Below are 25,901 nucleotides of genomic sequence, written 5' to 3'. Positions count from 1 at the left end.
CGCTACACTGACTAACCGTGGCTCTTTACCGGAAATATCGTCCAGCAACCTTCGCGGAAGTGGTTGGCCAAGAGCAGGTCACCACGCCTTTATCCGCTGCCCTCGACGCAGGGCGCATTAACCATGCGTACCTCTTTTCCGGCCCGCGTGGCTGCGGAAAGACCTCGTCCGCGCGCATCATGGCCCGCTCGCTGAACTGTGAGCAGGGGCCAACGTCAACGCCGTGCGGGCAGTGTGACTCTTGCGTCTCGCTGGCCCCGGGTGGGCCGGGCAACCTCGACGTCACGGAGCTCGACGCCGCCTCTCACAATGGTGTCGAGGACATGCGTGAGCTGCGTGACCGCGCCTACTACGCGCCGGCGGAGTCGCGCTACCGCATCTTCATCATCGATGAGGCCCACATGATTTCCGCCTCCGGCGCGAACGCTCTACTCAAAGTGGTGGAGGAACCACCGGAGCACGTGATCTTCATTTTTGCCACGACGGAGCCGGAGAAGATCATCGGCACCATCCGTTCGCGTACCCATCACTATCCCTTCCGCCTGCTGACCCCGCCGGCGATGAAAGGGCTGTTGGAGCGCACCGTGGCCTCGGAGAACGTCCACGTGGATGACACTGTGTACCCCATGGTCATCCAGGCCGGCGGCGGTTCGCCCCGCGATACCTTGTCCATCCTGGACCAGCTGTTGGCGGGCGCAGGCCCCGATGGGCTGACCTACGACGTGGCCCGTCCACTTCTGGGTGTCACGGACGTAGGCCTGCTGGATAACACGGTTGAATCCCTGGCGAACCAGGATAAGGCTGGGCTCTTCCGGCTTGTCGACGATGTCATTGAGGCCGGCCACGACCCTCGCCGCTTTGCCATTGACCTTTTGGATCGTTTGCGGGATTTGATGATCCTGCAGGCCGTCCCTTCAGCGTTGGAGGAGGGGTTAGTCTCGGCGCCGACTGACCGCGGTGAGATCCTCACTGCCCAGGCGCAGCGCTTCTCCGGCCCACAGCTGGCCTACCTGGCGGAAACCGTCAACGAGCGCGTGTCCTCCCTTCGTGGTGCGACGTCCCCACGGCTGCTCCTAGAAATTCTGTGTGCGCACCTCATCGTTGGCTCGGGGCCTGCAGCGGCAGCCTCTGGTCAGATGCCCACTGCTGCCCCGCAGGGGGCGGGCGTGCAGCCTTCCGCTCCCGCTGGGCAGGGAACTCCGCCTGCGCAACGCCAGCAATCTGCGGTCGCTAGCGCCCAGGATCCCGCGGCCGCCGCCGCGGCTATCATCGCGCAGCGTCGCAGCCGTCAGGCTGCAAAACAGGAGGCCCAGCAACAGCAACCACAGCAGGTCGAAAGGACTCAAGAAGCAGCCCAGCAGACGCAGCAGACCCCAACCCCTGAGGCTGCGCAGCCTCAGGCACCGGTGGAGCGCCCTGCACAGCCGGAGGCGCAGCCTGAGCCGCAGTCAGAGCAGCCTGTACAGCGCCAAGAGCGACCGGAACACCAGCAACAGGAGCAGCACGAACAACCGCAGGAAGCGGAACAGCCGGAACAACAAGAACGGCAAGAACAGGCTCAAGGACAGCCACAAGAACAGCAGCCTGAGCCCGAGCAGCCTCAAGACCCAGCCGCGGAAATTCGCGGGCGTTGGTCTGACCTGCGGGCGACGATTGGGCGTCGGAACAAGGTCGCTGAAATCATGCTCGCCGAAGCCCGTGTCCTCGGCGTGCGTGATGACACCTTGGTTCTTGGGCACACCACCGGCGCGCTGGCGGAACGCATCAACTCGCCAGGCACCAACGAGGTCATCGTGACCGTCCTTAAGGAAGAGCTCAACCGCAACCTGAAGGTCACGTGCGTCATCGGCACAGACCCGAAGGCCCACGGCTTCACGGTGGCTGAGCCAGCCCAGCGCACCCAGTGGAACCCCAACCAGCCACCACGCGAGGCCGCCGAGCCCGACGAGGAGGCAGAGAGTCCGGAGACTCCGGACAACGCTACTGATTCGCACTCTTCCGACACTGTGCCTGCTTCCGCGGCAGCAACAGAATCTGAAGAAGTAGACAAGCCCAGCGAGTCCGAGGCGAAGGAACCCAGCAACGCTAGCGATGACCCGTGGGGCGCGCCGCGCCAGATTGGGCAGCAGGCTCCGTCGTCTGAAACGACGACGGAACAGCCGCGTGAGGCAGCTGAGTCGCAGCCGCCGGCAGAACCACAACGTCCGGACGTCGCCCCGCGCGGGGCGATGGTGCCCCCAAAGAGGGAGGCCCGTGGTAGCCAATGGCGATCACGCATCGCGCAAGCGAGCCAAGTAGCGGCCCAGCGGGACGAAGAGTTTTCCAAAGTTCCCAAGTTTGGCAACGGCGTTCCACTGCCGCCGGAGCCAGGCCCGGAGGAAGGCGAATTCGAAGCCCCACCGGAGGAGTACGGTCCGCCGGCGGGGATGGGTGGGGCGTCGGAAAGCGCAGGCCAAGCGCCTGCCGCGCCGCAGCAGCCTGTGCCTCAGCAAGCTCCCGCTCCGCAGCCGGAGTACACCCGCGCGGATGAGGAGCGCGAGATGATGGAGGCCGCGCAGAATGCCGGCGAGATGGACCACCGCAACGCCACGGAGGTGGCCATGGAGCTCCTCGCACAGGAGTTGGGAGCGCGGCGGCTCTAGCGTGGCATCTGTACACTTGGCGCGTAGTGAAAATAATCGTGTGAAAGGATTTTTAGCATGACTGAGAACGACCCGATGCAGCAGGCAAATGACATGAACGAGATCCTGGCGCAGGCAGCCCGCGTCCAGGCAGAACTGCAGAAGGCACAGGAAGAGATCCTGGCCTCCACCGTTGAAGGCACCGCCGGCAACGGCCTGGTGAAGGTCACTATGACCGGTGGCGCTGAGCTGCAGAACGTTACCATCGATAAGTCCGTGGTCGACCCGGAGGACATCGATACCCTCCAGGACCTCATCGTTGGTGCCTTCAAGGAGGCCCACGCTGCTGCTGGCCGCCTGGCCCAGGAGAAGATTGGTCCGCTGTCCCAGGGCATGGGCCAGTCCCAGCAGAACTACGATGGTCCGTCCTTCCAGGATGTCTTCGGCGGCAACCAGTAAGCCGCGCGTTAGACTTAAAGGCCGTTGTTGCTCTCTTCGTGGAGAGCAGCGCGGCCTTTTATTGTGTCCCCGGCCGTCGAGGTCTGAGGGATTGTTGAGTGAGGGGAGCATTGCGTGTTTGAAGGACCTCTGCAGGATCTCATCGATGAGTTCTCGCGCCTGCCGGGTATTGGCCCGAAGTCAGCGCAGCGCATCGCCTTCCACGTGTTGCATCAGGACCCAGAGGAGATTGACCGCCTCCAGAAGGCGCTGGGAGCAGTGCGTGATGGGGTGACGTTCTGCCGCATCTGCTGCAATATTTCCCGCGAGGAAGTCTGCCGCATTTGCATCAATTCGCAGCGCGATGCTTCCACCATCTGCGTGGTGGAAGAGCCCAAGGACATCCAGGTTATCGAGCGCACCGGCGAATATGACGGCCGCTACCATGTGCTGGGTGGCGCGCTCGACCCGCTGGCGAATGTGGGCCCGAAGGACCTCAACATCTCGCAGCTGCTGCAGCGCCTCGGCGGCGTGCTACCGGATCGAGAGCTCGCGGATTCCACCCCGGAAGCGCCGCTGTACGACGACTCCCCGGACATCACCGAAGTCATCCTCGCCACCGATCCCAACACCGAGGGCGAGGCTACCGCGGCCTACCTCGTGCGCTTGCTGCGCGACTTCCCGGGACTGAAGATCACGCGCCTGGCCTCCGGCATGCCGCTGGGAGGCGACCTTGAGTTTGTTGATGAGCTGACGCTTTCGCGTGCGTTGAGCGGCCGCCTAACGGTTTAAACCGGCGCTTCAGGAAACAGAGAATTAACCGTTGAACTTTTTCTCCAGAGCTTCCATGCCGGTAGGACTCATGGGGATTTCGGTTGTGGAAAAACAACTGCGGGAGCCATAAGCCCCGTTATGTCCAAATTCGTCAAAGTATCCGATGTACATCTTCCCCCCTGGATACGCGAAAGCTCGTGTTGTTCACACGAGCTTCGGAAGTGGAGCACCTTGGTGCGTCCGTTGCTTACTGTACCGTGTACCGAAGATTCTGGTCAATAGGTTCAGTTAGTTACTTCTGTTGATATCTAGCGCTGCGAGCGCGGCGGCTCCGAGGCGTTAAAGCGCTCGGTGCGTAGCTGGTCAATAGCCGGAATGTCTAAGGGCTCGAGTTCGCTGAGTGCGACTCCCATGGCCTTGGCCAGCAGCAGATCAGCCAGTTGCGGGTTGCGCGCCAAGACCGGACCGTGCATGTAGGTAGCGATGACGCTGCCCTGCACCGCGCCCTCGGCGCCGCGCTGGACGGCCCTGTCGGAGAGGTCCAGGATGGCAGCGGTATCCGCATTGCCGGTTCCGCGCGTGAGCGTTCCCAGCGGCTGGGCGGCGGGGCCCAGGATGGTGGCACCCATATGGTTTTCAAAACCGGTGAGAGGCTCGGTGAGCTCAGCGGTGATGCCGGCCTTGGTGGGTTCGGTGGCTACCTCACCGATGGCGCGCTCGGTCATGGAGGCCGTGGTGGCGTCGATAAGCCCCACGCCATCCACCACGCGGCCGGACGCACGGAAGGATTCGCCGAGCACCTGCAGGCCTGCGCAAATCGCCAGAATTGGGCGCTTAGCGGCCGCCGCGCGGGTCAAGCCACCGTCAGCAATGAGGTGCTCCGCGGCGAGAATCTGCGCGGTGTCCTCACCGCCGCCCAGGGTGTAGACGTCGAGGGACTCCGGCACCGGCTCACCCAGCTTGATGGGCACGATCTCTGCCTCGAGTCCGCGCATGCGGGCGCGTTGGCGCAGCACGAGGGCGTTACCGTCATCGCCGTAGGTGCCCAGGATATCGGGGAGGATGAGGCCAATCTGCAGGCTAGTCATTCGAATGCTCCTTTGCTGCTGCGGCGGTGAGGGCCTTCTTCAGATCACGGAAGGCGGTGTAGTTGGCCAGCACCTCGATGCGGCCCTCCGGGCAGGACTGAATGGCGGTGAGGGGATCCGGGATGAGCTCGTGCGAGATATCCGCGTAGACCAAACGCACTGCGAGGTCGGTGCCGCGCTCACCCGCAGCCTTGACTGGCAGATCTTCGAAGTCTTCGAAGCGCACGTCCCACAGCCAGGACATATCAATACCGTCGGCCACGTGGCCGTTGGTGGCGATGACCAGGCCATCGGCCTCGCGGTCCACCATGGACAGCGCCTCCTGCCAGCCGGCTGGGTTCTTAGCCAGCAGCAGGCGGATGGTGCGGTTTCCTAGCGTGATGGTGGAATAGCGCCCGGCTACATCGTCGACGCTTTCCGCGGCGGCAATGGCCTCGTGGCGATCCACGCCAAAGGCCTCGACGGCAGCGGCGACGGCTTGGGCGGCATTGCCGCGGTTGGCCTGCCCCGGCAGGGACAGCTGGAGCTTGTCGACGCCCCCCGGGCTCACCAGCCCTTCCTCCGTCACTGCCCAGGTGGGGGTGGGGCGGCGGAATTCGCGGCCGTCGGCAAGCGGCTTGACCGCGTGCCAGTCCTCGCCTTCGCGCACGATGTGTCCTCCGGTGCGCGGGCAGGTGACGGATTCACCCATCCAGCCGGCACCAGCGGAAACCCAGATGACGTTCTTCGCGTCATAGGCCACGGAGGTCATAAGCACGTCATCGCAGTTGGCGATGACGAGCATATCCGGGTGTGCCTCGACTGCGCCGCGCAGGGCCCGCTCGATCTTGTTAATTTCGCCTACGCGGTCCAGCTGGTCGCGTGAGAGGTTCAGCAACACCAGCGCGGTGGGGTTGAGGTTATCCGCGACGTGGGGAACGTGGAGCTCGTCCACTTCCAGCACCAAGTGGCTCGCGTCCTTGCCTGCTAGAAGCGCGGAGATGATTCCGGCGTCCATGTTGTCGCCGCCATCATTGGTGGCCACGGAGTGCTCGGTGCGCACAGCGGCGGCGAGCATGCGCGTGGTGGTGGACTTACCGTTGGTTCCGGTCACCAGGATGGCTGGGCGCTGCTTGGCTAGGTTCTGCATGATGGTGGGGTCGATGGCGTTGGCGATGAGCCCGCCAATCATGCCGCCGGCGCCGCGGCCCGTGGCGCGCGAGGCAGTGGTAGCCAGCGTCGCAGCGGTGGTGGCAACCGCAGTGCGCGCGGAGGAGAACGCGCTTCGGAAGTTAAAATTCATGTTCCCCAGGGTAGTCGGGGGACGCTAGTTATCGGTGTTGCGGGAGCGGTTGTGTCCCGAGTTTTGTTGGCCCTGCTGGTTGCCATTACCGCGGCGGCCGCGCCCACCGCGGCGGCGACGCCTACGCCCGTGGTTTCCGCCTTTGTTTCGATTGTTGTTGCCAGAGCCCTGCGAACCTTGGTTATTAGCCGAGCCCGAGTGAGCAGGCTTGTCGCCTGCGGAACCCTCGGTTGAAGGGTTCTGGTTCTTCTTATCGTTGTGCCCTTGTTTAGCGGGCTGATGATTACCGGAAGATTTACGGCGGGAGCGACGGCGATTCTTGTTCGTGGAGCGGTTGCGGTTGGACTGCCCACCGGAGCGTCCCTCGCCCTGGCGCTTCCCTGAGTTGCCCGCCCCACCAGATGCGGACTGCTCTTCTGGCTCCGTGGGTTCCTCGATGCGCTCGAGGGCGGCGAGGAAAGCGGTGTCGGACATCAGGGGGATGTCCTTGCGGTGGGCATGCATGGGCTTGCCCACGAGGTCCGTGGTGATATTGCAGACCACCAGGGAAGTCTCCCGGGTGAGTTTTTCTGAGTAGTTGAGCTCTTCCCGGGCGAGTGCGGCAATGATGGTGTCGGGATCCTCGGTGATCTCCGGGGCGACAACGATCTCCATGCCGCGGATGAGCTCCTTGCCGGGCACATACGGACCGGGGTTGTGATGCTGGCGGGGTGCTTCAGCAGCGTCGACGCGGACGTGGGAGCGCTGGAGCCCAAAACGATCCGCTCGCAGGTCATCCGGTGCTGCACTGCTGAGTGGGCCAGCGCTTTGCGCGCGGTAGAGATCCACGAGCAGGCGGGTTGCTTTGCGGGAGGGATCTTTTTCTGCTCTCTGTGCACGCTCGACGCTGGCCGTGGGGTCGGGTGCAGAAAGGCCGGTGTCACGCGCGACGGCCGCCAAGCGGATGTCGGTGCCCCACACGCTTTGGCGGCGGGCGGTGGCGAGGGTATCCACGATGGCGACTGGGGTGGGGACGTGTCCTACCTTGAAGCGGCGGCGTCGGCCCTTTCCCCGGTTGCGATTGCGCGCGCGGTTCTGGCGGGCAGCGGCGGTCATCGCACGGCGCGCTTCGGAGACGATGAATCCCCAGGTATAAGGGGTGTCGTGGACGATGAGCGTGCGGCCATCAATGAGCCGGTCCAGAGGCTTGAGCAGCATGGAGAAAGACTGCCCAGCCTGGATTTCTTCGACGCTTAACCCGTGGAGGTGCCGCGGTCCGGGGTCTGCGCCTGGGTTGATGACGGCGTGGAATTCCTGGCCGATCTCCCCAGCGGCGTTGAGAGTCAACGCATCCACGGTGAGCAGGCGGCCGGTCGAAGGGTGGATTCCGGTGGTTTGGATGGTCAGCGCCACGTAGGGAAAGGCGGCGAGAGCTTCCTCGCGGGCAGAGGCCTTGTGCTCCCTATCGGTCTGCTTCTTATCTGCCTGGTGGGGGCGCGGGCCCGGCTTAGGGGCGCCGGTGTGTGGTGACGCCGCGGCCGGCGTCTCTGCAGCGCTGAGCTGCGCTGCAGGCTCGGTGGGGCCGGGTGTCGTAGTCATTGTTCACAGTTTAGTACCCAACTGCGAGGAAGCTGGAAAGGGCACACGAGAAGGGGGTTGTATCCACTGAGTCGCGGTGAAGGTAAGCACGCTGCGGACTAGCCAAAGTCGATGATGATGACCCAGCCGCCGCGGTCGGATTGCTCGGGAGTGGGGTCAGGCTCGCGGCTGGGCTCGGGCTCTTTAGTCGGCTCGGGCTTTCTGGTGGGCTGAGGTTGAGTGGTCGGCTTGGGCTTGCTAGTTGGCGTGGGCTTAGCGGTCGGCGTGGGCTTCGTGGTGGGCTTGGGCTTGCTAGTTGGTTTGGGCTTGGTGGTGGGCGTTGGAGTTGCCGGAGCAGAAGTAGTCGAGGGCGCCGGAGCCGCCGTGGGTGGTGTGCTGACGCGCGTGGTCACAGGGGTAGTGGCCGGCGGCGTGCTCGGGGCAGTTGGTTCGTCGTGAGGTGCGGTTCGATCTTCGCCCACCGGAGTGGTGGTGGGAGCAGCCTTTGACGTGGAGCGCGTGGGTTCAGCTGGTGGCTTCGGCGTAGTCGTCACCACAGTCGGCGACGGGGTCGCCTGAGTTTGTGGGGTGGGACGGGGTACGTGGATCGGCGGCGTTGTGCGCGGCCGCGAAGTAGTGCTCAGCGGGCGCGTGGTGGTCGGCGGCTCTGCGGAGCGACTGACCTCACGTGAAGTGGTTGATTCCGTGCTTTTTACGGTGCTCCTAGGGCTGGAGCTGGGAGCGGTGAACGCCTCAGTGCGGCGAGCCTCCGGAGCGTCGAGCTCCTCCGCTGTGGGTTCGGTGGTCCGAGGTGCTGCTGTTGTCGGTGCTGTATGCGGCAGGTGATCCGCCTGCGGTGAAGTAGCAGCCTCCTCGGCAGCAGGCAGTGGGGTACGTTCCGTGGGCTCAGCGAGCTCCGTGGGTTCTGCTGGTTCGGTCAGCTCAGTAGGCTCTGTGGGCTCGGAAAAACCAGTCGGGCTAAGCGCTTGCGTAGCGTCCGTATCATCCCGCTCCTCGGGGAGGTGGGCGTCTGCAGCCACAATGTCCGTAGTGTCCGCGACGTCGGAGGCCTTGTCCTCAATAGCAGCAGCGTCGGCGTCGGCAGAGTGTGACGTGGATACAGCGAGAGTGTTTTCCTCAAAAGCCGATTCGGCGAGGTTATGGTGGTGTGAACCGGAGGAATTCCCGGAAGATGCGAAGTTGGCAGCCCCGCCGACCACGACGGCTACGCCAGCAGCACAAGCTACCTTGAGCCCAGTGCTAGCTGCAGCGATCTTTGTTCCGGTCACGGCAGCCGCCCCGGCAGAGTTGAGGGACAGGGCTTGTGCACTCTGCGTGGCAGCAGTACCGGCGGTCTTCGCTGCGCCGGTAGCCTCAATTCCGCCAGCCGGCAGGCTGGCTGCGTGTGCCTTGCCACTGTTGGTGACCTTCACGGCCGCTGCGCCCGCGGCGGCAGCGATGATTCCGGCGGTTCCCACGGCGAAGTGGCTTTCCGGCGTGCCTTCTTCGGAATAGACGGTGAGGGTTGGTTGTCCATCCGATATGAAATATGCGCGGGCGACTGCGATGAGACCCTCGTGATTGAATCCTGCGATGGTATCGCTCAGCCAGGGAGCCCGCTCCCGCGGAATCGTGGCGACGAGTTCGTCATCAAGGTGAACCTCGATGGAGCGTCGGAAAAAGTGCCGGTTGTTGGTCAAACGCACAAGGAGGTGCGCAGGGTGCGTCGGTAGGGAACTGGACGGGACTGCAAACTCGGTGATGCGCAAAGCGCGCTGGCCGCTGAGCATGCCCCACCGCTGAGCCGGGGGAATATTGAGCGGAACGCACAGGCCAGGCTCGGGGAGGAGGACCTCGAAAGCAGGAATGGTTTCTTCCGCCGCATCCTCGCGGAGTGCGATCTCCGCGGTGGCTTGTGGGTTTAGTCCCGCATCAATGATCCAGTCCAGTTCCGTGTAATCAGCAGTTTGGGAGGCAGGGATCTCGCCCACGATGTCTTCGCCGTGATGGACGCGAAATCCTGTACTTGAATGTCCACTCAAAGTGACGGGGAGATGACTGCTTTCAGTTAGCGAAAGCAACTGCAGGAACATCTCCGGGTTTACGGTGTCAACCGTCAGGCGACGCGGTGTGCCAAACCCGTGGTGGGGAACCACATAGTTAGTGACCGTCATATTGCTCGCCTTCGCTGAGTAGACCACGTCGGGTGCATACGGCTGGGCGGGTCTGCCGTGAGCATTGGGAATGCCGAAGCCCAGACTGAAGCGCTGACTAGCCGCACGAAATGTTTGAAAAATCTTTATTGCAGTGCAGTTATGCTGCTTAACTATATCGCTCTGAGTTCTGGCCTACAAGAAAGCGCATTCAGCGGGATATGGTGACGAGGAGTTTTTGCGCATAGCTTAAAGCTCGGATGCTGGAAGCTAGGGAGGAACGTGCTCCTCCCTCCCTAGCTGCACTGTTGTTAAGTCTGGCTTTGCCTGGCTTAGTCTGCGCGGTTGACTGCGGACGTAATCGCGTTGATGGATGCGCGCGTCGTCGAGCCAGCGATGCCCGCGCCCCATACCTGGGCGCCGTTAACCTCGGCGGCGATGTAGCAGGCGGCCTCGGCGTCGTCGCCAGCAGTACGGGATTGCTGGGAGTAGTCGATGACCTCGAAATCAATTCCGACGTCCTCCAGCGCATTGGCGTATGCGGCGATGGGGCCATTGCCGATGCCGGAGACAACGCGCTTCTCACCGTTGAAGACGATGGTCGCGGTTACCTTGGCGTCCTCGCCCTCTGTGGTGGAGTTGTCCACCTGGAAGGAAACCAGCTCTAGCGGGGAGGTGCGCTCCAGGAATTCGTTGGCGAAGATGTCCCACATGTTCTTGGAGTTGACCTCGCCACCTTCGGCGTCGGTCACCGCCTGCACGACGGAGGAGAACTCCGCCTGCATGGCGCGCGGCATGTTGATGCCATGGTCGGTCTTCATGATGTAGGCTACGCCGCCCTTGCCGGACTGCGAGTTGACGCGGATGACCGCCTGGTAATCGCGGCCGACATCCTTCGGGTCGATGGGCAGGTAGGGAACTTCCCAGGTGGTTTCCTGCAGTTCCTCCCACGACACCTCGGTGTTGTTGGCGCCGGGGCGTACCTCCTGGGCCAGGGCATCCAGGCCCTTGTTGATGGCATCCTGGTGGGAGCCGGAGAAGGCCGTGAACACCAGCTCGCCGCCGTAGGGGTGGCGCTCCGGTACGCGCAGCTGGTTGCAGTACTCCACCGTCTCGCGGATCTTGGGCAGATCGGAGAAATCGATCTGCGGGTCCACGCCCTGGGTGAGCATATTCAGACCCAGCGTGACGATGTCTACGTTGCCGGTTCGCTCACCGTTGCCAAACAGGCAGCCCTCGATGCGATCTGCGCCGGCCATGTAACCCAGCTCGGCGGCGGCAATGCCTTCGCCGCGATCGTTATGGGGGTGCAGTGACAGGATGATGGAGTCACGCTTGGCAAAGTTGCGGTGCATCCATTCGATCTGGTCGGCGTACACGTTCGGGCTAATCATCTCCACCGTGGACGGCAGGTTGATGATCATGGGGTTGTCCGGGGTGGCCTCCATGATGTCGACGACGGCATCGCAGACCTCGACGGCGAAGTCCAGCTCGGTTCCCGTGAAGGATTCCGGCGAGTACTCCCAGCGCCAATTGGTATCCGGGTAATCCTTGGCAATGCCCTTGATGAGCTCTGCGGCATCCGTGGCCAGCTTCTTGATGGCCGGGCGGTCCTTGCGGAATACCACGCGGCGCTGCAGTTTCGAGGTGGAGTTGTAGAAGTGCACGATGACGTTCTTCGCGCCCTGGCACGCCTCGAAGGTGCGCCGAATCAGGTGCTCGCGGGCCTGCACCAAAACCTGAATGGTGACGTCTTCGGGGATCTTATTGCCCTCAATAATCTCGCGGACAAAGTCGAAGTCCGTTTGGGAGGCAGAGGGGAAGCCCACTTCGATCTCCTTGTAACCCATGGCTACCAGCAGGTCGAACATGCGGTGCTTGCGCTGCGGGGACATCGGATCAATCAGGGCCTGGTTACCATCGCGCAGATCCACCGCACACCACTGCGGGGCCACAGTAATCTTCTTATCCGGCCACGTGCGGTCCGGCAGCGTGACGGGCTCGACCTCCTGGGCGAAGCTCTGGTAGCGGTGGACCGGCATCGAGGAGCCGCGCTGCTTATTCCAGGCGGGCTGGTTCTCGTTGCGCGGGCCGGCCGGGGTGGTGATTTCGCGGGGAGCGGAGATGAAAGAATCATTGGGGGACATGGTGTTTGTTCTCTTCCTTGTGTGTGGCCTGAGGCGTTTGTTTCGCCGCGTTGCTGTGATGAGCAACGATGTAGTGAATTGTGGGGACGGCCAGCTGTGGTGTGTGTTGGCATCACCACGCTCCGCGACGGGGCGCTGGCCGTAGAGTTACAAACCTAAATCCCGCCGCGGCTACTAAGGAGAAGAGTGTGCCGCAAAGTCATGTGAGCCACAATACAACGCTTCCCACTCTGCGGCAACTGGTTTCACATACTGGGATGGGGTCGCGGGTGGCTAGGATGTGTTGCGTGCCTGAAGAAAACACCATGACGACTGCTCCGGAACCTGGGAAGAAGACTGCGCCGGGCAAGGAACCGGATGCCGCCCCGACCCCTGAAGGTGTGCTAGGGGTACTTTCGCTGCTGCCGATGGCCGTGCTGGTCGCGGTAGTGGGCACTGCAGTGCGCATCGCTGTGCTGAGCGGCATCGGAGCCGTTAACGAGCAGGAGCTGTGGGATCAGCTCACGGCCTGGGACTCTAAGTACTACCTGGAGATTGCGCGCGTAGGTTATTTCGATGCGGACATCCATACGGATGGGCCGGTCCATGAAATCACTATGGCTTTCTTTCCGGGTTTTCCCATACTGTTGCGGGTTCTGGGGTGGACCGGGATCAGCCTTGAGGTAGCTGCCCTCCTTGTGAATACTCTTTTTACCGCGGTGATGGCTGCTGGAGTCATGGTCCTAGCGCAGCGCCTGGGGGCAGGGCGCCGTGGGCAATGCGCCGCGGCCATCGTGGTCAGCAGCGCTCCGATGTCCATTGTGTTTTCCATGCCCTATACGGAAGCCCTCTTCGGGGCCCTTGTGGTGTGGGGACTCGTGGCGCTGGATGAACGCGATTGGTGGAGCGCCGCGGCTTTCGGTATTGCCTTGTCCTTTGTCCGGCTGACCTCCGTGGACTTCCTTGCAGTTTTTGGCCTGTGGGTGCTCCTTTACGGGCGGCGTTCCTGGCAGGCGTGGCTCAGCCTGATCGTGGCGTCGCTCCCGCTGCCGGGGTACTTGCTGTGGACACAGCGCTACCTGGCGGAGGCTGGCGGCTACTTCGGCATCCAAACCGAACACTGGAACTCCACCTTCGACGGGGGAGTTGCCACCGTGCGGTTCGTGTGGGAAACCTTGACGGAGAACAACGATGTGGGCTACTTGCTCACCGTGCTGGTGATCCTCGGTGCCCCCGTGTTGCTCATCGCGGCCTGGGGGAAGGTTAACCCGGTCGCCTGGTGGTTTAGCGCTGCGTTATGTGCGAATGTGCTGCTTTCCGACGGCATCATGCACTCGCGCCCGCGACTTCTCCTGCCCGCAATCATTCTGGTGCTGCCGTGGGTTGTGCGCGCCGCCACGGCGTGGCGCCCACGCATGCTGTGGGCTGCCTGTGGCGCATGGGTCCTGTGGTCGGCGTGGTTCTCCGCCTACATGCTGGTGGTCTTTGAGTGGGCGATCTAGTGCGGGCTTTGTTCCGCGAGCCGCGTGCTTCCCGGGTTGACCGGAATGCGTGACAGGACGATCGTGGCGGCGATCATGATGATGAGCGAAGCCCCCATCACGCACCAGCCCGCGATGCTCTCGACCTGGAATTTCTCGCCCAGGACCCAGTAACCCAGGCCGAAAGCCACGATGGGTTCCATGATGGTCATCGCGGGAAGCGAATGCGCAAGAGCGCCGGCGTGGAAGGAATACTGCTGGATCACCGTGCCGGCAGCCGCCAGCCCGATGAGCACGTACAGCTCCCAGCTCGCTAGCAATGCTGCGATGCCTTGGTGGGAGAGGACGTCAACCACCGCTTTCGCTACGAGCGCCACGTAGCCGTAGAGGATGCCGCAGGCACTGCCGAGCGCGAGTGCGGATTCCTCCGGCCGGTTATAGGCCGCCACAAAGAGTGCGGCGAGTGTCAGCGCGCCGAGGGCGAAGGCGGGCCACCACTGGGACCAGCTGGGCGTCGTCAAGCCTGCGGTGGGGCGCCCGTAGACCACCATGATGCCCACCGCGATGGTCAGCGCTAGGCACCAGAAGACCTCCCGCGCCGGCATCGGCCGCCGGGAATACCACGCGGCGAGCGGCAGCGTGAACATCAGGGACAGGACGAGGATGGGCTGCACGATGAGCAGCGTGCCGAAGTGGAGTGCGATGAGCTGCAAGGCATAGGCAACGACGGCGGCTCCGGTGCCAATCCACCACAGGGGAGTGCGAATTGCGGTGCGCATGACGGTCCTGGAGCTGGCGTCCAACACGATGCGGTGGCGTATGACAGTGCCCCAGGCCACGACTAGTGCCGAGGCCAGTGCGAAAGCAACGGCAACCAGGTTTGAAAGCATCGTTTCCACCTTACCTGGAATTAATATCCAGCACGTGTTTCGATGGTAGCCAAAGGGCGGTAGTCTAAAGGAGTTGACTGCCGGTCTATAGGTATTGGGCGGTGAACAGGTAATGGCCCTCACAAACAGGAAAGGTGGGACCGTCAGTGGCCCTAGTCGTACAGAAATACGGGGGATCCTCCCTCGAAAGCGCAGAGCGCATTCGCGCGGTGGCGGAGCGCATTGTGGCGACGAAGAAACAGGGCAACGACGTGGTTGTCGTGTGCTCCGCCATGGGGGATACCACCGATGAGCTCCTAGACCTCGCCGCCCAGGTCAACCCCGTCCCGCCGCAGCGCGAGATGGACATGCTGCTGACCGCCGGCGAGCGCATCTCCAATGCGCTCGTTGCCATGGCAGTGGAGTCCCTCGGTGCGCAGGCTCAGTCTTTTACCGGCTCCCAAGCTGGCGTGCTCACCACTGAGCGTCATGGTAACGCCCGCATTGTCGACGTCACCCCGGGCCGCCTGACCGAGGCGCTGGATGCAGGCAAAATCTGCATCGTCGCGGGTTTCCAAGGCGTCAACAAGGAATCGCGCGACGTCACCACCCTCGGCCGTGGCGGATCGGACACCACCGCGGTGGCGCTGGCGGCAGCGCTCAAGGCCGATGTGTGTGAGATTTACTCCGATGTCGACGGCGTCTACACCGCTGATCCCCGCATCGTTCACAACGCCCAGAAGCTCGAGCAGCTCTCCTTCGAGGAGATGCTGGAGTTGGCCGCCGTGGGCTCTAAGATTCTGGTCCTGCGCAGCGTCGAATACGCCCGCGCGTTCAACGTTCCCCTTCGAGTTCGCTCGTCTTATTCAAACGACCCCGGCACGCTCATCGCCGGTTCAATGGAGGATATCCCCGTGGAAGAAGCAGTACTAACCGGCATCGCAACCGACCGCTCCGAGGCCAAGGTCACCGTCCTGGGAATCCCGGACCGCCCGGGTGAGGCCGCTAAGGTGTTCCGCGCTATCGCAGACGCCGAGATCAACATCGACATGGTCCTTCAGAACGTCTCCTCCCTGGAGTCCGGCACGACCGATATCACCTTCACTTGCCCGCGCTCGGATGGGCCGAAGGCAATGGAGATTCTGGCCAAGCTCAAGGAAGACGGCCACTGGAGCAACGTGCTTTACGACGACCAAGTGGGCAAGGTTTCCCTGGTCGGTGCCGGTATGAAGTCCCACCCCGGTGTCACCGCGGACTTCACGGAGGCATTGCGTGACGCAGGGGTCAACATGGAGCTCATCTCCACCTCTGAGATCCGCATTTCCGTGCTGACGCGCGAGGCGGACCTCGATAAGGCAGCCATTGCTTTGCACGAGAAGTTCCAGCTGGGTGGCGAGGAAGAGGCCACCGTTTATGCTGGTACCGGACGCTAAAACTTAAGGAGTAAAGGTCATGACCACTGTTGCAGTAGTAGGCGCCACCGGCCAGGTCGGCCGCGTGATGCGCACCCTCTTGGAGGAGCGCAACTTCCCGGCCGAGACGGTCCGTTTCTTCGCCTCTGCGCGCTCGGCGGGCCAGGAGCTCACCTTCCGCGAGGAGAAGATCGTCGTGGAAGACCTGGCAGAGCAGACCGTAGAAAGCCTCGCTGGGATCGACGTCGCCGTCTTCTCCGCCGGCGGTTCCACCTCCAAGCAGTATGCGCCGCTCTTCGCCGAGGCCGGCGCCATCGTGGTGGATAACTCCTCTGCATGGCGCAAGGACCCGGACGTGCCGCTCATCGTCTCGGAGGTAAACCCGGAGGAGAAGAGCAACACCCCGAAGGGCATCATCGCGAACCCGAACTGCACGACCATGGCGATCATGCCGGTCACGAAGGCGCTTCACGACGCCGCCGGTCTCACCACCATGCGCGTCGCCTCCTACCAGGCCGTTTCCGGCTCAGGCCTGGCAGGCGTGGAAACCCTGGTTAAGCAAGTAGCGTCCATCGGCGACCGCAACGTTGAGCTCGTCCACGATGGCTCGGCGCTCGAGGTCTCCGAGGAGGATCTGGGCCCCTACGTCGCCCCGATTGCGTACAACGCGCTGCCGCTGGCCGGCAACCTCGTCGATGATGGCACGGAAGAAACCGACGAGGAGCAAAAGCTGCGCAACGAGTCCCGCAAGATCCTGGGTATCCCGGAGCTCAAGGTCTCCGGTACGTGCGTGCGCATCCCGGTGTTCACCGGCCACACCATGGTGGTGCACGCGGAGTTTGAGAAGCCGATTACCCCGGAACAGGCCCGCGAGGTGCTGTCGTCCGCGCCGGGCGTCAAGGTCGTCGATGTGCCGACCCCGCTGGCGGCAGCCGGCATCGACCTCTCCTTGGTCGGGCGCATCCGCCAGGACCAGGCGGTCGAGGACAACAAGGGCCTTGTCTTCGTAGTCTCCGGCGATAACCTGCGCAAGGGCGCCGCGCTCAACACCATTCAGATTGCGGAGCTGCTGGTCTAAAGAAAAGTTGCAGCGAGTTTTAGAACCCGCATAAATAAGAAAAGTCCGCCCCCAGAGTGATATCTGGGGGCGGACTTTTTGTGAGTAACGGGAAAGGGGGTGTGCGGAAGGGCTAGTCCTTCGGCACCTCGGGCTTCGTGTGCTCCACGAAGGTCACAGAGGGTTCCGGATCCTCGCGGTCGTATTCAATCTCATCGTCGGCCTCGAGCTCCTCGTGGATCTCATCGGCAACGGTCGAGACGAACTCTTCAGTTTCCATGTTGGAGGCCGCTGCCAGCTTGCGCAGCTCGCGCTCGTTCTTCTTGGTGAAGTGCTCGCGCGGGTCAAGGCGGCGCTTAACCAAGGTGCGGGCGCGCACGCGGCGGTCAGACTCGGAGGTGATCTTGTCGCGCTGGGTAATCCAGGTGATGACCATGACGGCAATCATGAGCAGGCCAATCCAACCCAGAATCGGGTAGACGCTGGAGACCAGCTGCTTGAAGCCAATGAAGGAGAGAATGAAGCCCACGACACAGGCGCCCGCGTAGACGGGGTAGAAGAGCTTCGGCTTCTTGCGGGTCAGGCGCTTGCCCATGGCGTAGAACATGCCGATGGCGGTGTTGAAGACCATGCCGTAGATGATGAAGGTCATGAAGTAACCCAGAGCCGGGTTCACGTGGTTGATCAGCGTCAGCACCGGCAGGTCCTGCTTGTAGACTTCCGGCGCCACCATGTAGAGGGAAACCACGAGGAGGGCAAGCAGAAGCAGGTAGAAGAAGCCACCGATGAGGCCGCCAACACCGACGGCGCGGTTATCCAGGATGTTGCCGCCGATCACGATGGACATCGAGACCGCGCACATGACGTTGAGGCCGGTGTAGTTCAGCGCAGCCAGCCACCAGTTGCTGAGCGGACTCTCGACGTTGTTGACAGCAAACTCATTGGCTTGGGACCAATCCACGTCGGTCACGATGATGGTGTAGCCGGTGGCCAGAACCACGAAGATAATGATGAACGGCGTAATCGCGCCGATGACGTTACTGACCTTATCCACATCGAGGAGGCCTACCAGCAGGACGAGCACGAGCATGATAGCGCCGCCCACCCAGATGGGCACACCCTCGAATTGCTGGCTGATGGTGGAACCACCACCGGCGAACATGACGAAGCCGATGGAGAACAACGTGGCCAGTGTGCCCCAGTCCAGGATCCGGGAGACGATGGGCCCACTAATGTTGTCGTACACTGCCGTGTGCTCATCGGCCTGGAAGTAGGAGCCAAGCTGCAGAATTGCTACACCAGTAATAATCATGAGGGCGGAGGCGAGGAGTACGCCCCACAGGCCCATGTTTCCGAAAGCCACGAAGTACTGGAGTGCTTCCTGGCCGGAGGCAAAGCCGGCGCCGACGACGACGCCGATGAAGGCCATGGAAATGGCCACTGCGCGTTTCCACATAAGGTAAAGAGGTCTCTCAATCTCACACGCGCCGGGGGAATGCCATCACTACCCAAGGTGTGGTGCGGGCAATTGGGAAAGCCTCGCGGGCCCGGTTCGACTATCGATTTATCACGTGTGCCTCGGAAAAGATTAGGCGCCGTCTATCGGTGTTTTCCAGCTGGGGCTGCGGTTTCCTTAAGGATAGGCAGTGGCGGGGGTGTCAGAATTTGCCGTTTGGCGCATGTAGATGCAGGTTCTATGGCCGGCCAAGCCGATTTGTAACGGCTCGATAACGATTAGCCGCGTTGGTTGATTAAGTCCTTGCGGGCGCGGGCCACGCGGGAGCGGATAGTGCCCACGCGGACCCCGGCGATCTTCGCGGCCTCCTCGTAGGTATAGCCCAGTACTTGGGTCAGGATGAGGGCTTCGCGGCGGTCTTCTGGGAGGGCGTCGATAAGCGCGCGGGCGTCGATCCACTCGCTCCACGTGCCGGCGTTTTCGGGAGTTGCTGCGAGGGCGGCGGCATCCTCGTACTCGGTGGCGGACTTGCGCGGGCGGGCCATATCGTGGCGGATGTTGTCCACCCACACGCGGCGGGCAAGAGAGAGCAGCCACGTGCGCGCTGAGGAGCGGGCGGCGAAGCGGGGGAGTGCGCCGATGACGCGCAGGTAGGTCTCTTGGGTGAGGTCATCCGCGATGTCCGGGCCACCGAGGTGGGCGAGCAGGCGCCAGACATCATCTTGGGTGGACTTAATGAACTCCGTGAGGGCTGCGCGATCGCCACGGCCTGCCTTGAGGGCGAGGTCGGTGACGCGCGCATCGTCGCGCTCGGAGTGTCGTTTCACCTCCCATAACTTACCAGTCGGGGGAGGCAGGACTTGGGTGCCTCGGGCTTAAGGCCGTGAACTCTGGCAACGTCAAAAACTGTTGCGCAGGTCATTTTTTATGGGTAGTCTATGAAAGGTCCGTGATTGATAATGTAAAGCAAATTATCAACCGATCTAGGAGGCATTAACCCCATGACTAACGCTTCAAATGAGTCCGCGGCAGACAAGGTTCTAGACAAGGGGCAGCGCGCCCCGGGCGGCCCGAACACTACCCGTCCTTCCGGCCAGCCGGTTGCTACTGAAAACACCAGCATCACCGTGGGTCAGAACGGCCCAGTGGTGCTCAATGACATCCACCTGATTGAGAAGCTGGCGCACTTCAACCGTGAGCGCGTGCCGGAGCGCACCCCGCACGCTAAGGGGCACGGCGCTTTTGGTGAGCTGCACGTTACCGAGGATGTCTCCGCCTACACCAAGGCAAAGCTCTTCCAGAAGGGCACCGTGACCCCGATGATGGGTCGCTTTTCTACCGTTGCCGGCGAGCAGGGCTCCCCGGATACCTGGCGTGACGTCCACGGCTTCGCGCTGCGCTTCTACACTGAGGACGGCAACTACGACATCGTGGGTAATAACACCCCGGTCTTTTTTATCCGTGATGGCATTAAGTTCCCGGACTTTATCCACTCCCAGAAGCGTCTGGGCGCGAACGGCCTGCGTGATGCTGACATGCAGTGGGATTTCTGGACCCGCAACCCGGAGACCACCCACCAGGTGACCTACCTTATGGGTGATCGCGGTACCCCGAAGACCACCCGCCACCAGAACGGGTACGGCTCCCACACCTTCCAGTGGGTCAACGAGTCCGGCGATGCCTTCTGGGTGAAGTACCACTTCAAGACCCGCCAGGGCGTGGAGAACTTCACCGACGCGGAAGCCACGGAGATGGCTGGCAAGAACGCGGACTACCACCGCGAGGACCTCTACAACGCCATCGAGGAAGGCAACTTCCCGGTCTGGGACGTCAAGGTTCAGATCATGCCGGTGGCGGAGGCTGAAGAGTACCGCTTCAACCCCTTCGACCTCACCAAGACCTGGTCCAAGAAGGATTACCCGCTGGTCGATGTCGGATACTTCGTGCTCAACCGCAACCCGCGCAACTTCTTCGCGCAGATTGAGCAGGTTGCCCTGGATCCGTCCAACATTGTCCCGGGCATTGGGCTGTCTCCGGACAAGATGCTGCAGGCACGCGTCTTCGCGTACTCCGACCAGCAGCGCTACCGTATCGGACCGAACTACAAGCAGCTGCCGGTGAACCAGCCGCTCAACCAGGTCAACACCTATGAGCACGAGGGTCCGATGCAGTACCTGTTCAACGCCCCGGAGGATCCGGTCTACTCCCCGAACCGTCACGCTAAGGGCGGCGGTTACCTGGATGGCGATGAGAACCTGCGCTTCAAGGAGCAGGAGACCACCACCGCGCCGGATCTCTACGTGAACCCGGACCCGGCAGGCATCGACCTGGTGCGTGCGCCTTATATCCACCACGCTGAGGACAACGACACCGTCCAGGCCACCGACCTGTACGAGAACGTCTACGATGACGGCGCCAAGGAGCGCCTGGCGGACAACATCACCAACGCTATGGCCGGTGTGTCCCCGGAGACCGAGGAGCGCGTCTACGCCTACTGGGATGCAGTCTCCCCGCAGCTGGGCAAGCGCGTGCGCGAGCTCTTCGCTGAAAAGAAGTAGGGATTAACGCAGGGGCGTTAATCCGTCACCTTAGAAGCCCCGCCGGGTTCATTCCGGGCGGGGCTTTTCCGCGCGCCTGACCGCTTTTGCCCAGCGTGGGCGATAGTTTCTTTTACATGACCTCACGCCTAGCTACTCCTGCTGACGCTAACCGGAAGGTTGGCACCCGCGCACTCCTTCTCGCCCTCGTGCTCATCGTGCCGCTCGTTATCGGCGCGGTCGTTGCCACCGTGTCCGAGTGGCAGCCAGCCGAAGCCTGGTCTCAGGAGCAGGCGGGTGCGCCCAGCGATGGCACCATCGATCCCGCTGAGCTTTACGACGTCGCCCGCGCCCTCAGCGAAGCCAATGCCCAGGCGGGATTCCTGGCGAGCGGCGCGCAGCAACTGGCCGACGGCACCGGTGAGCTGAAGGATGGAGCCGGTGAACTGGGCGGCGGAGTGGATAAACTGGCCGGCGGCTCGCAGGAGCTATATGACGGCCTCGTACAGCTGCAATCCGGCACCGCCCAGCTGGGCAACGGTGCTACCGAGCTGGCCGACGGCGTCGGCGGCGCCGTCGACCAAGTCATCGGCCTAGGCGTGGTCCGCGGACAGATCCTGCAGGCCATCGACGGCACCCTCAAGGACTTGGAAGGAAACAACTCGGCGGAGGCAAAGAACATCCGCTCGCAGCTCGGTGATCTGCGCAGCCAAGTGGAGAACTTCCAGTTTGACCAGTCCATTCAGGATCAACTGACGCAGCTGAAGGATGGCTCGCGCGAGCTCTCCAACCAGCTGGCCGTGAGCGGCTACGCCTACCACGATGGCGTCTACCAAGCCACGGAGGGCGCAAAGCAGCTCAATGCCGGTATTGGTGAGCTCAACTCCAAGGTCGATGAGGCCCTGCAAGGTGTGGACAAGCTCGTTGCCGGCGCAGAGAAGGTCGACGGCATGGCGCAGCAGAACCGGTCCAAGGTGCAGGGCGCGCAGCGTGCCTTGCCCACCGTAGCCGGACCTGCAGAGGGCGATAACGCGCCTTCCCAGCTACTGAGCCCCATCGTGGCCATGCTCCTCGCGGCTATCGCCGTCTTGGGCGGCGGGGTTATCGGAGCGCTGCTGACGCGCGTGGAGCGTCGTATCCTCGCGCTGCTGGGCGGCGCGGTGCTGATCGGAGTTGTGGTGGGCCTGCTCGTGGCACTTCTTGCTACCGGTGGAACCGCCGCGGCCGTGGCGTGGGCGGGGCTCGCGGCGGCGGGGGCCGGGGTGGCGTCGGCAAGCATTGTGTACGCACTCGTGCGCGGACTGGGGCTCGCTGGTTGGGGCCTGGGCAGCGTGCTCGGCGTAGCCCAGGTGGGCGTCGTGGGATGGGCGTGGAAAGCGGCCTCGACGGGAACCGATCTCAACGCCGCGATGAGTGCGCTCGTGCACCTCTTTCCCATGCAGTGGGCAACCTCCGCCATCACCGTGGCAGGCAATGGGGGGCAGTCCCCACAGCTGTGGACCGCGCTGGCTATTTTGGGGGTAATTTCGATCGCGGCTTTCGTTCTCGTGGGGGCACCCGCTAGGCACGAAGAAAATGGAAAAGCCTAGCTCAAAGGCCTGCGTGTGAAGCATCGACTGAGCCGGTAGAAGCGTTACAGAGTTTTTGAAGATTTATCTACCGTTGCGAGGGAAAATAGTGCTAGAGTGAGAATCGCTCACAAAGCCTACTTAGGGGGTAGGCAAACGGTTTCTCCAATCCGTTGTGAGTGATAGGGAATAGGGGCGACGCGGCTGCTGTAGGGGCACCGCGTCGTTTCCAATTTTCGGGGGTAAAATTGGCGGCACTGAACGCTGAAGAATTGGAGAATCACCGTGACTGACTCTCGCGATATCAAACCTTTTGCCGCCAGCCGTGGTCCCAAAATAACGTCGGTCGGCGCCATCGTCGGTGCAGCAGTGGCGGGAGGTCTGCTGCTCGGAGGTATTGGTGCGGGCGCAAGCTTGGCGGTCTTCGATGCGCCGGAGCGTGCCGATTTTGTCATGCAGCCAGCACAGCGCGAGGTCCAGGCCGACATCATGGACCCCGACGATGTGCTCACTCCGGAGGAGGAAGAGCGCATGCTTGGCGACGTCTCCCGGATCGCCGCCCCCGACGTGGTCCAAGGGCTGCACTACATGGTCTTTGCCAAGAACAAAGAAAACGTCAACGACTCCGTGGAGGAGTATTTGCGTGACAATCACCCGGAGCTTATCGGCAAGGATAAGTTTGCCGATGGCCAAGTCTTCGTCGGCGTCGGCCTCGATCCGCGCCAGGCCTTCGTCTTCGCGGGTGAGGACGTGGCCGAACAGATGAAGCTGCGCAAGAAAGATAGCCATCTCGAGCAGTCCATCGAAGCCATTAAGCCGGGCGTGCGGGATGACAACATTCCTGCTGGTCTCTTTGCGGGTGCGGCGGCAGCGATCGACGTGGACCGTGCTGCGGATACCCAGTTTGAGAGTGCTCAAAATAACCGCGTTGGGGCGGCCATTGGTCTGGGGGTAGCGGGCCTGAGCGTTGGTGGCGCGGGCGCAGGCATCGTTGGCGGTACTCGCCGCAGCCGTCAGAAGAACGCGCAGCAGGCGCGCGAGGATTGGGATTATGTGTCGCAGACCTATACCGATGTGGCGCAGCGCCTGCGGGAGATCGATATCCGGGCGCACTCGCTGCAATCGGGTCTAGTGGATGAACGCCTGCGTGAGGACTGGGAGGGCCTGCGCGATGACTTCCTGGCCATCGATGACAAGGTGGGTTCCCTCATGTCGATTCCGGCCGACGCACCGGACGAGCAGTTCCGCTCACGCTCCGTGCTCATTGCTCGTGCACGTTTGCTCTGCGAACGTGTAGAGACCGCCGAGTCCAACATCGAAAAGCTACACCGTATCGAGAACGCTGATACCGACACACGCCGCTACGAGCTCTACGAGCTGGGCAAGGACCTAGCCCAGGCGGGCTACCTGGCTGCGGACATTGACTCGGCGCTTGAGCGCCACGCCAAGGAGCTGGAAGACACCGCCGTGGCCCTGTCCGAGGAGCCGAACCACCCGCAGTTCATGGAGTGCTACTTGGAGCTCTTGGACCGGACTGCGCTGCTCTCGGAGCACCTGCAAGCACAGCTGCAGAAGGAGAACGAGGCCGAGGAACGCCCCGTACGCACGCATATCTATGACTCCCACTTCTTCGCCGGCTCCGGCTACCACGGCTACGTGCCCTTCTACGTTGTGAGCACCTGGGACAGCGACGCGACTGCCGCCCGCGATAGCTCTTCCGGTAGCAGCGGCGGCGTCAACAGCGGGTTTAGCTCGGGCTTTTCCGGTTCGGGTGGCTCCTCCAGCTTCTAGGAGGACGGGCGCCCTTTCCGCCGCCCGGTGAAAACGAAAAGAACCCGCAGTTTCCTGCGGGTTTAATGGTCGGGATAACAGGATTTGAACCTGCGACCTCTTCGTCCCGAACGAAGCGCGCTACCAAGCTGCGCCATATCCCGGTGTCTCGCTCTAAGCGGTACCGGAATACTGTAACGCACCCCAGCCTGAAAGGACAAAACGGCAGCGTGGAGGGGGTATTCCTAGGCGGCCTTCTCTGTGATACGCAGCAGCGTGGCGGACGGGCGGCAGAAGAGGCGGAAAGGAACGAACTTGGAGGTGCCCAGCCCGTTGGAGACATGCATGTACATTTCTCCGAATCGGTGCAGGCCCTCCGCGCGAACGCGGTCGATGCCGCAATTGGTCACGATGGAGCGCGAGCCCGCCACCTTGAAAGGCAGGCAGAGCTGGCCGCCGTGCGTATGTCCGGACAGGGACAGCTGGTAGCCGTCGGCGGCGAACTTCTCCAGGACGCGAGGTTCCGGGGAATGCAGTAGTGCTAAGGAGAGGTCGGCGTCCTCGTTGGGGGCGCCGGCGATTTCGGAGTAGTCATCCAAATCGTGGTGTGGGTCGTCCACGCCGGCGGCAGCGAGGCGGACATCGCCTACCTTGAACTCCACGCGGGCCTGGTTGGCGTCGTGCCAGCCGTGTTCCAGGAAGGCCGCGCGCATGCCCTTCCAGGGCAGGTTCACGTAGGAAGGTTCGTTCTTCTTCCCAATCAGGTAGTTGAAGGGGTTCGGGATGCGCGGCGCCCAGTAGTCGTTGGTGCCGAAGCAGAACATCCCCGGGCGGCTCAGCAGCGGGCCAAGGGCGCGGAGGACCTCGGGTACGGCGCGCTCGTCGGAGAGGTTGTCACCGGTATTGATCACCAAGTGCGGGTCAAGGGCATCGAGGCCTGAGACCCACTCGATTTTGGCGCGCTGGCCCGGGATCATGTGGAGGTCGGACACGTGCAGGATACGGAACTCGGACTCCTCGCGCAGCGTACCGGGCTCCAGCAGCGGCAGGGTGTACTCCTTGAGCTCAAACTTGGTGAGTTCTGAGTGCGCCCACGCGGCAACGCCTAGGCCGGCGGCGGCGAGTCCGCCAAGAACAGGGAAAGTCTTCACCTTCACCACACTACCTGGCCGGCAGGCGTAGATTGAAGGGCATGAGTGAGTTGAAAGAAACTATCCGTGCTGACCTTAAGACCTCGATGAAGGCCAAGGACAAGGCCCGTACGAGCGCCATCCGTTCTCTGCTGTCTGCCATCCAAGCGGAGGAAACTACTGGTTCCCGCCACGAGATCACCGATGAGGACATCCTCAAGGTCATCGCCCGTGAGATCAAGAAGCGCCGCGAGTCCGCAGAGGTCTACGCGGAAAACGGCCGCCCCGAGTTGGCGGAGGCAGAGCTTGTCGACGTCCCCTTCTTCGAGGCCTACCAGCCGGAGCAGCTTGACGACGACGCCCTGAACTCCCTCGTCGCTGAATCCATCGCCGAGGTTGAGAAGGACTCCGGCGAGCCGGTGACCATCAAGCAGATGGGCAACGTGATGAAGGTGGCCACCGCCAAGGCTGCTGGGCGCGCCGACGGCAAGCGCCTGTCCACCGCGGTCAAGGCCGCCCTCAACTAGAGCGCTAGCACCCCACGCTGTAACTCGTTTTTACGTTTAGCTCGTTTTTACGCTT

18 protein-coding genes, 1 tRNA gene and 1 pseudogene are annotated in these 25,901 nt (G+C 62.6%); 10 read left to right on the top strand and 10 right to left on the bottom strand.

The window, feature by feature from the left end:
* The first annotated feature begins 17 nt into the window (after nt 1-17).
* The 3 genes from HMPREF2993_RS04585 (at nt 18) to recR (ending at nt 3,851) form a co-directional block, all read left to right on the top strand.
* Nucleotides 18-2,642, top strand: coding sequence for a DNA polymerase III subunit gamma and tau (locus HMPREF2993_RS04585; RefSeq protein WP_070701268.1), 2,625 nt, complete (start codon nt 18-20; stop codon nt 2,640-2,642).
* 57 nt (nt 2,643-2,699) lie between these two features.
* Complete coding sequence (locus HMPREF2993_RS04580; protein ID WP_046648833.1) at nt 2,700-3,080, top strand: YbaB/EbfC family nucleoid-associated protein; 381 nt, start codon at nt 2,700-2,702, stop codon at nt 3,078-3,080.
* 114 nt (nt 3,081-3,194) lie between these two features.
* Nucleotides 3,195-3,851: a recombination mediator RecR gene (gene recR, locus HMPREF2993_RS04575; RefSeq protein WP_070701266.1), complete on the top strand. Its 657-nt coding sequence runs from the start codon at nt 3,195-3,197 to the stop codon at nt 3,849-3,851.
* Nucleotides 3,852-4,141: 290 nt separating this feature from the next.
* Here the strand turns inward: recR and HMPREF2993_RS04570 are convergent, their stop codons facing one another.
* The 5 genes and pseudogenes from HMPREF2993_RS04570 to leuA all read right to left on the bottom strand — a co-directional run bounded on the left by HMPREF2993_RS04570 (nt 4,142) and on the right by leuA (nt 12,060).
* Nucleotides 4,142-4,921 carry a type 1 glutamine amidotransferase gene (locus HMPREF2993_RS04570; RefSeq protein ID WP_070701264.1) on the bottom strand — a complete coding sequence of 260 codons (780 nt, stop codon included), beginning with the start codon at nt 4,919-4,921 and terminating at the stop codon, nt 4,142-4,144.
* The gene (locus HMPREF2993_RS04565; protein ID WP_070701262.1) at nt 4,914-6,203 is read right to left on the bottom strand and encodes a Mur ligase family protein; all 1,290 of its coding nucleotides are present in this window, start codon (nt 6,201-6,203) and stop codon (nt 4,914-4,916) included. The genes HMPREF2993_RS04570 and HMPREF2993_RS04565 overlap by 8 nt, the downstream gene beginning before the upstream one ends.
* Nucleotides 6,204-6,614: 411 nt before the next feature.
* Nucleotides 6,615-7,781: pseudogene (locus tag HMPREF2993_RS04560) on the bottom strand (DNA polymerase III subunit epsilon); the annotation flags it as partial.
* Between the two features lie 98 nt (nt 7,782-7,879).
* Nucleotides 7,880-9,934: a hypothetical protein gene (locus HMPREF2993_RS04555; protein WP_141758256.1), complete on the bottom strand. Its 2,055-nt coding sequence runs from the start codon at nt 9,932-9,934 to the stop codon at nt 7,880-7,882.
* 311 nt (nt 9,935-10,245) lie between these two features.
* The gene (gene leuA / locus HMPREF2993_RS04550; RefSeq protein WP_046648828.1) at nt 10,246-12,060 is read right to left on the bottom strand and encodes a 2-isopropylmalate synthase; all 1,815 of its coding nucleotides are present in this window, start codon (nt 12,058-12,060) and stop codon (nt 10,246-10,248) included.
* Between the two features lie 278 nt (nt 12,061-12,338).
* On the opposite strand from leuA, the gene HMPREF2993_RS04545 reads away from it, so the two are divergent.
* On the top strand, nt 12,339-13,541 hold the full coding sequence (locus HMPREF2993_RS04545) for a mannosyltransferase family protein (protein ID WP_070701256.1): 1,203 nt from the start codon (nt 12,339-12,341) through the stop codon (nt 13,539-13,541).
* On the opposite strand, the gene HMPREF2993_RS04540 is transcribed toward HMPREF2993_RS04545, so the two are convergent.
* Nucleotides 13,538-14,410: a DMT family transporter gene (locus tag HMPREF2993_RS04540; protein ID WP_070516339.1), complete on the bottom strand. Its 873-nt coding sequence runs from the start codon at nt 14,408-14,410 to the stop codon at nt 13,538-13,540. The genes HMPREF2993_RS04545 and HMPREF2993_RS04540 overlap by 4 nt on opposite strands.
* A 146-nt stretch (nt 14,411-14,556) precedes the next feature.
* On the opposite strand from HMPREF2993_RS04540, the gene HMPREF2993_RS04535 reads away from it, so the two are divergent.
* Nucleotides 14,557-15,822, top strand: a complete 1,266-nt coding sequence (locus HMPREF2993_RS04535; RefSeq protein ID WP_046648822.1) for an aspartate kinase — start codon at nt 14,557-14,559, stop codon at nt 15,820-15,822.
* Nucleotides 15,823-15,841: 19 nt separating this feature from the next.
* Nucleotides 15,842-16,879, top strand: coding sequence for an aspartate-semialdehyde dehydrogenase (locus tag HMPREF2993_RS04530; RefSeq protein ID WP_049157831.1), 1,038 nt, complete (start codon nt 15,842-15,844; stop codon nt 16,877-16,879).
* Nucleotides 16,880-16,991: 112 nt separating this feature from the next.
* Here HMPREF2993_RS04530 and HMPREF2993_RS04525 read toward each other — a convergent pair whose 3' ends face one another.
* Together HMPREF2993_RS04525 and HMPREF2993_RS04520 are read right to left on the bottom strand one after the other, a co-directional pair.
* Complete coding sequence (locus tag HMPREF2993_RS04525; RefSeq protein ID WP_046647898.1) at nt 16,992-18,314, bottom strand: YkvI family membrane protein; 1,323 nt, start codon at nt 18,312-18,314, stop codon at nt 16,992-16,994.
* Between the two features lie 278 nt (nt 18,315-18,592).
* A complete protein-coding gene (locus HMPREF2993_RS04520; protein WP_046647897.1) occupies nt 18,593-19,141 on the bottom strand; it encodes an RNA polymerase sigma factor in 549 nt (182 codons plus the stop codon).
* A 174-nt stretch (nt 19,142-19,315) separates the two neighbouring features.
* Between HMPREF2993_RS04520 and HMPREF2993_RS04515 the strand changes: the two genes are divergently transcribed.
* The 3 genes from HMPREF2993_RS04515 to HMPREF2993_RS04505 all read left to right on the top strand — a co-directional run bounded on the left by HMPREF2993_RS04515 (nt 19,316) and on the right by HMPREF2993_RS04505 (nt 24,210).
* Nucleotides 19,316-20,872 carry a catalase gene (locus tag HMPREF2993_RS04515; protein WP_070701254.1) on the top strand — a complete coding sequence of 519 codons (1,557 nt, stop codon included), beginning with the start codon at nt 19,316-19,318 and terminating at the stop codon, nt 20,870-20,872.
* A 116-nt stretch (nt 20,873-20,988) separates the two neighbouring features.
* The gene (locus HMPREF2993_RS04510; protein WP_070701252.1) at nt 20,989-22,440 is read left to right on the top strand and encodes a hypothetical protein; all 1,452 of its coding nucleotides are present in this window, start codon (nt 20,989-20,991) and stop codon (nt 22,438-22,440) included.
* A 264-nt stretch (nt 22,441-22,704) separates the two neighbouring features.
* Nucleotides 22,705-24,210, top strand: coding sequence for a hypothetical protein (locus HMPREF2993_RS04505; protein ID WP_070701250.1), 1,506 nt, complete (start codon nt 22,705-22,707; stop codon nt 24,208-24,210).
* Between the two features lie 66 nt (nt 24,211-24,276).
* Here the strand turns inward: HMPREF2993_RS04505 and HMPREF2993_RS04500 are convergent.
* Nucleotides 24,277-24,353 (bottom strand) — tRNA-Pro (locus HMPREF2993_RS04500).
* Between the two features lie 81 nt (nt 24,354-24,434).
* Nucleotides 24,435-25,340, bottom strand: a complete 906-nt coding sequence (locus HMPREF2993_RS04495) for a metallophosphoesterase (RefSeq protein WP_070701314.1) — start codon at nt 25,338-25,340, stop codon at nt 24,435-24,437.
* 41 nt (nt 25,341-25,381) lie between these two features.
* On the opposite strand from HMPREF2993_RS04495, the gene HMPREF2993_RS04490 reads away from it, so the two are divergent.
* On the top strand, nt 25,382-25,846 hold the full coding sequence (locus HMPREF2993_RS04490; RefSeq protein WP_070509571.1) for a GatB/YqeY domain-containing protein: 465 nt from the start codon (nt 25,382-25,384) through the stop codon (nt 25,844-25,846).
* Nucleotides 25,847-25,901 lie beyond the last annotated feature (55 nt).

Origin of the sequence: Corynebacterium sp. HMSC068G04 (genome assembly GCF_001814885.1) — a bacterium.
GTDB lineage: Bacteria > Actinomycetota > Actinomycetes > Mycobacteriales > Mycobacteriaceae > Corynebacterium > Corynebacterium hiratae.
Note: the sequence above shows the minus strand (reverse complement) of the source record. Positions and strands in the feature narration are given on the sequence as shown.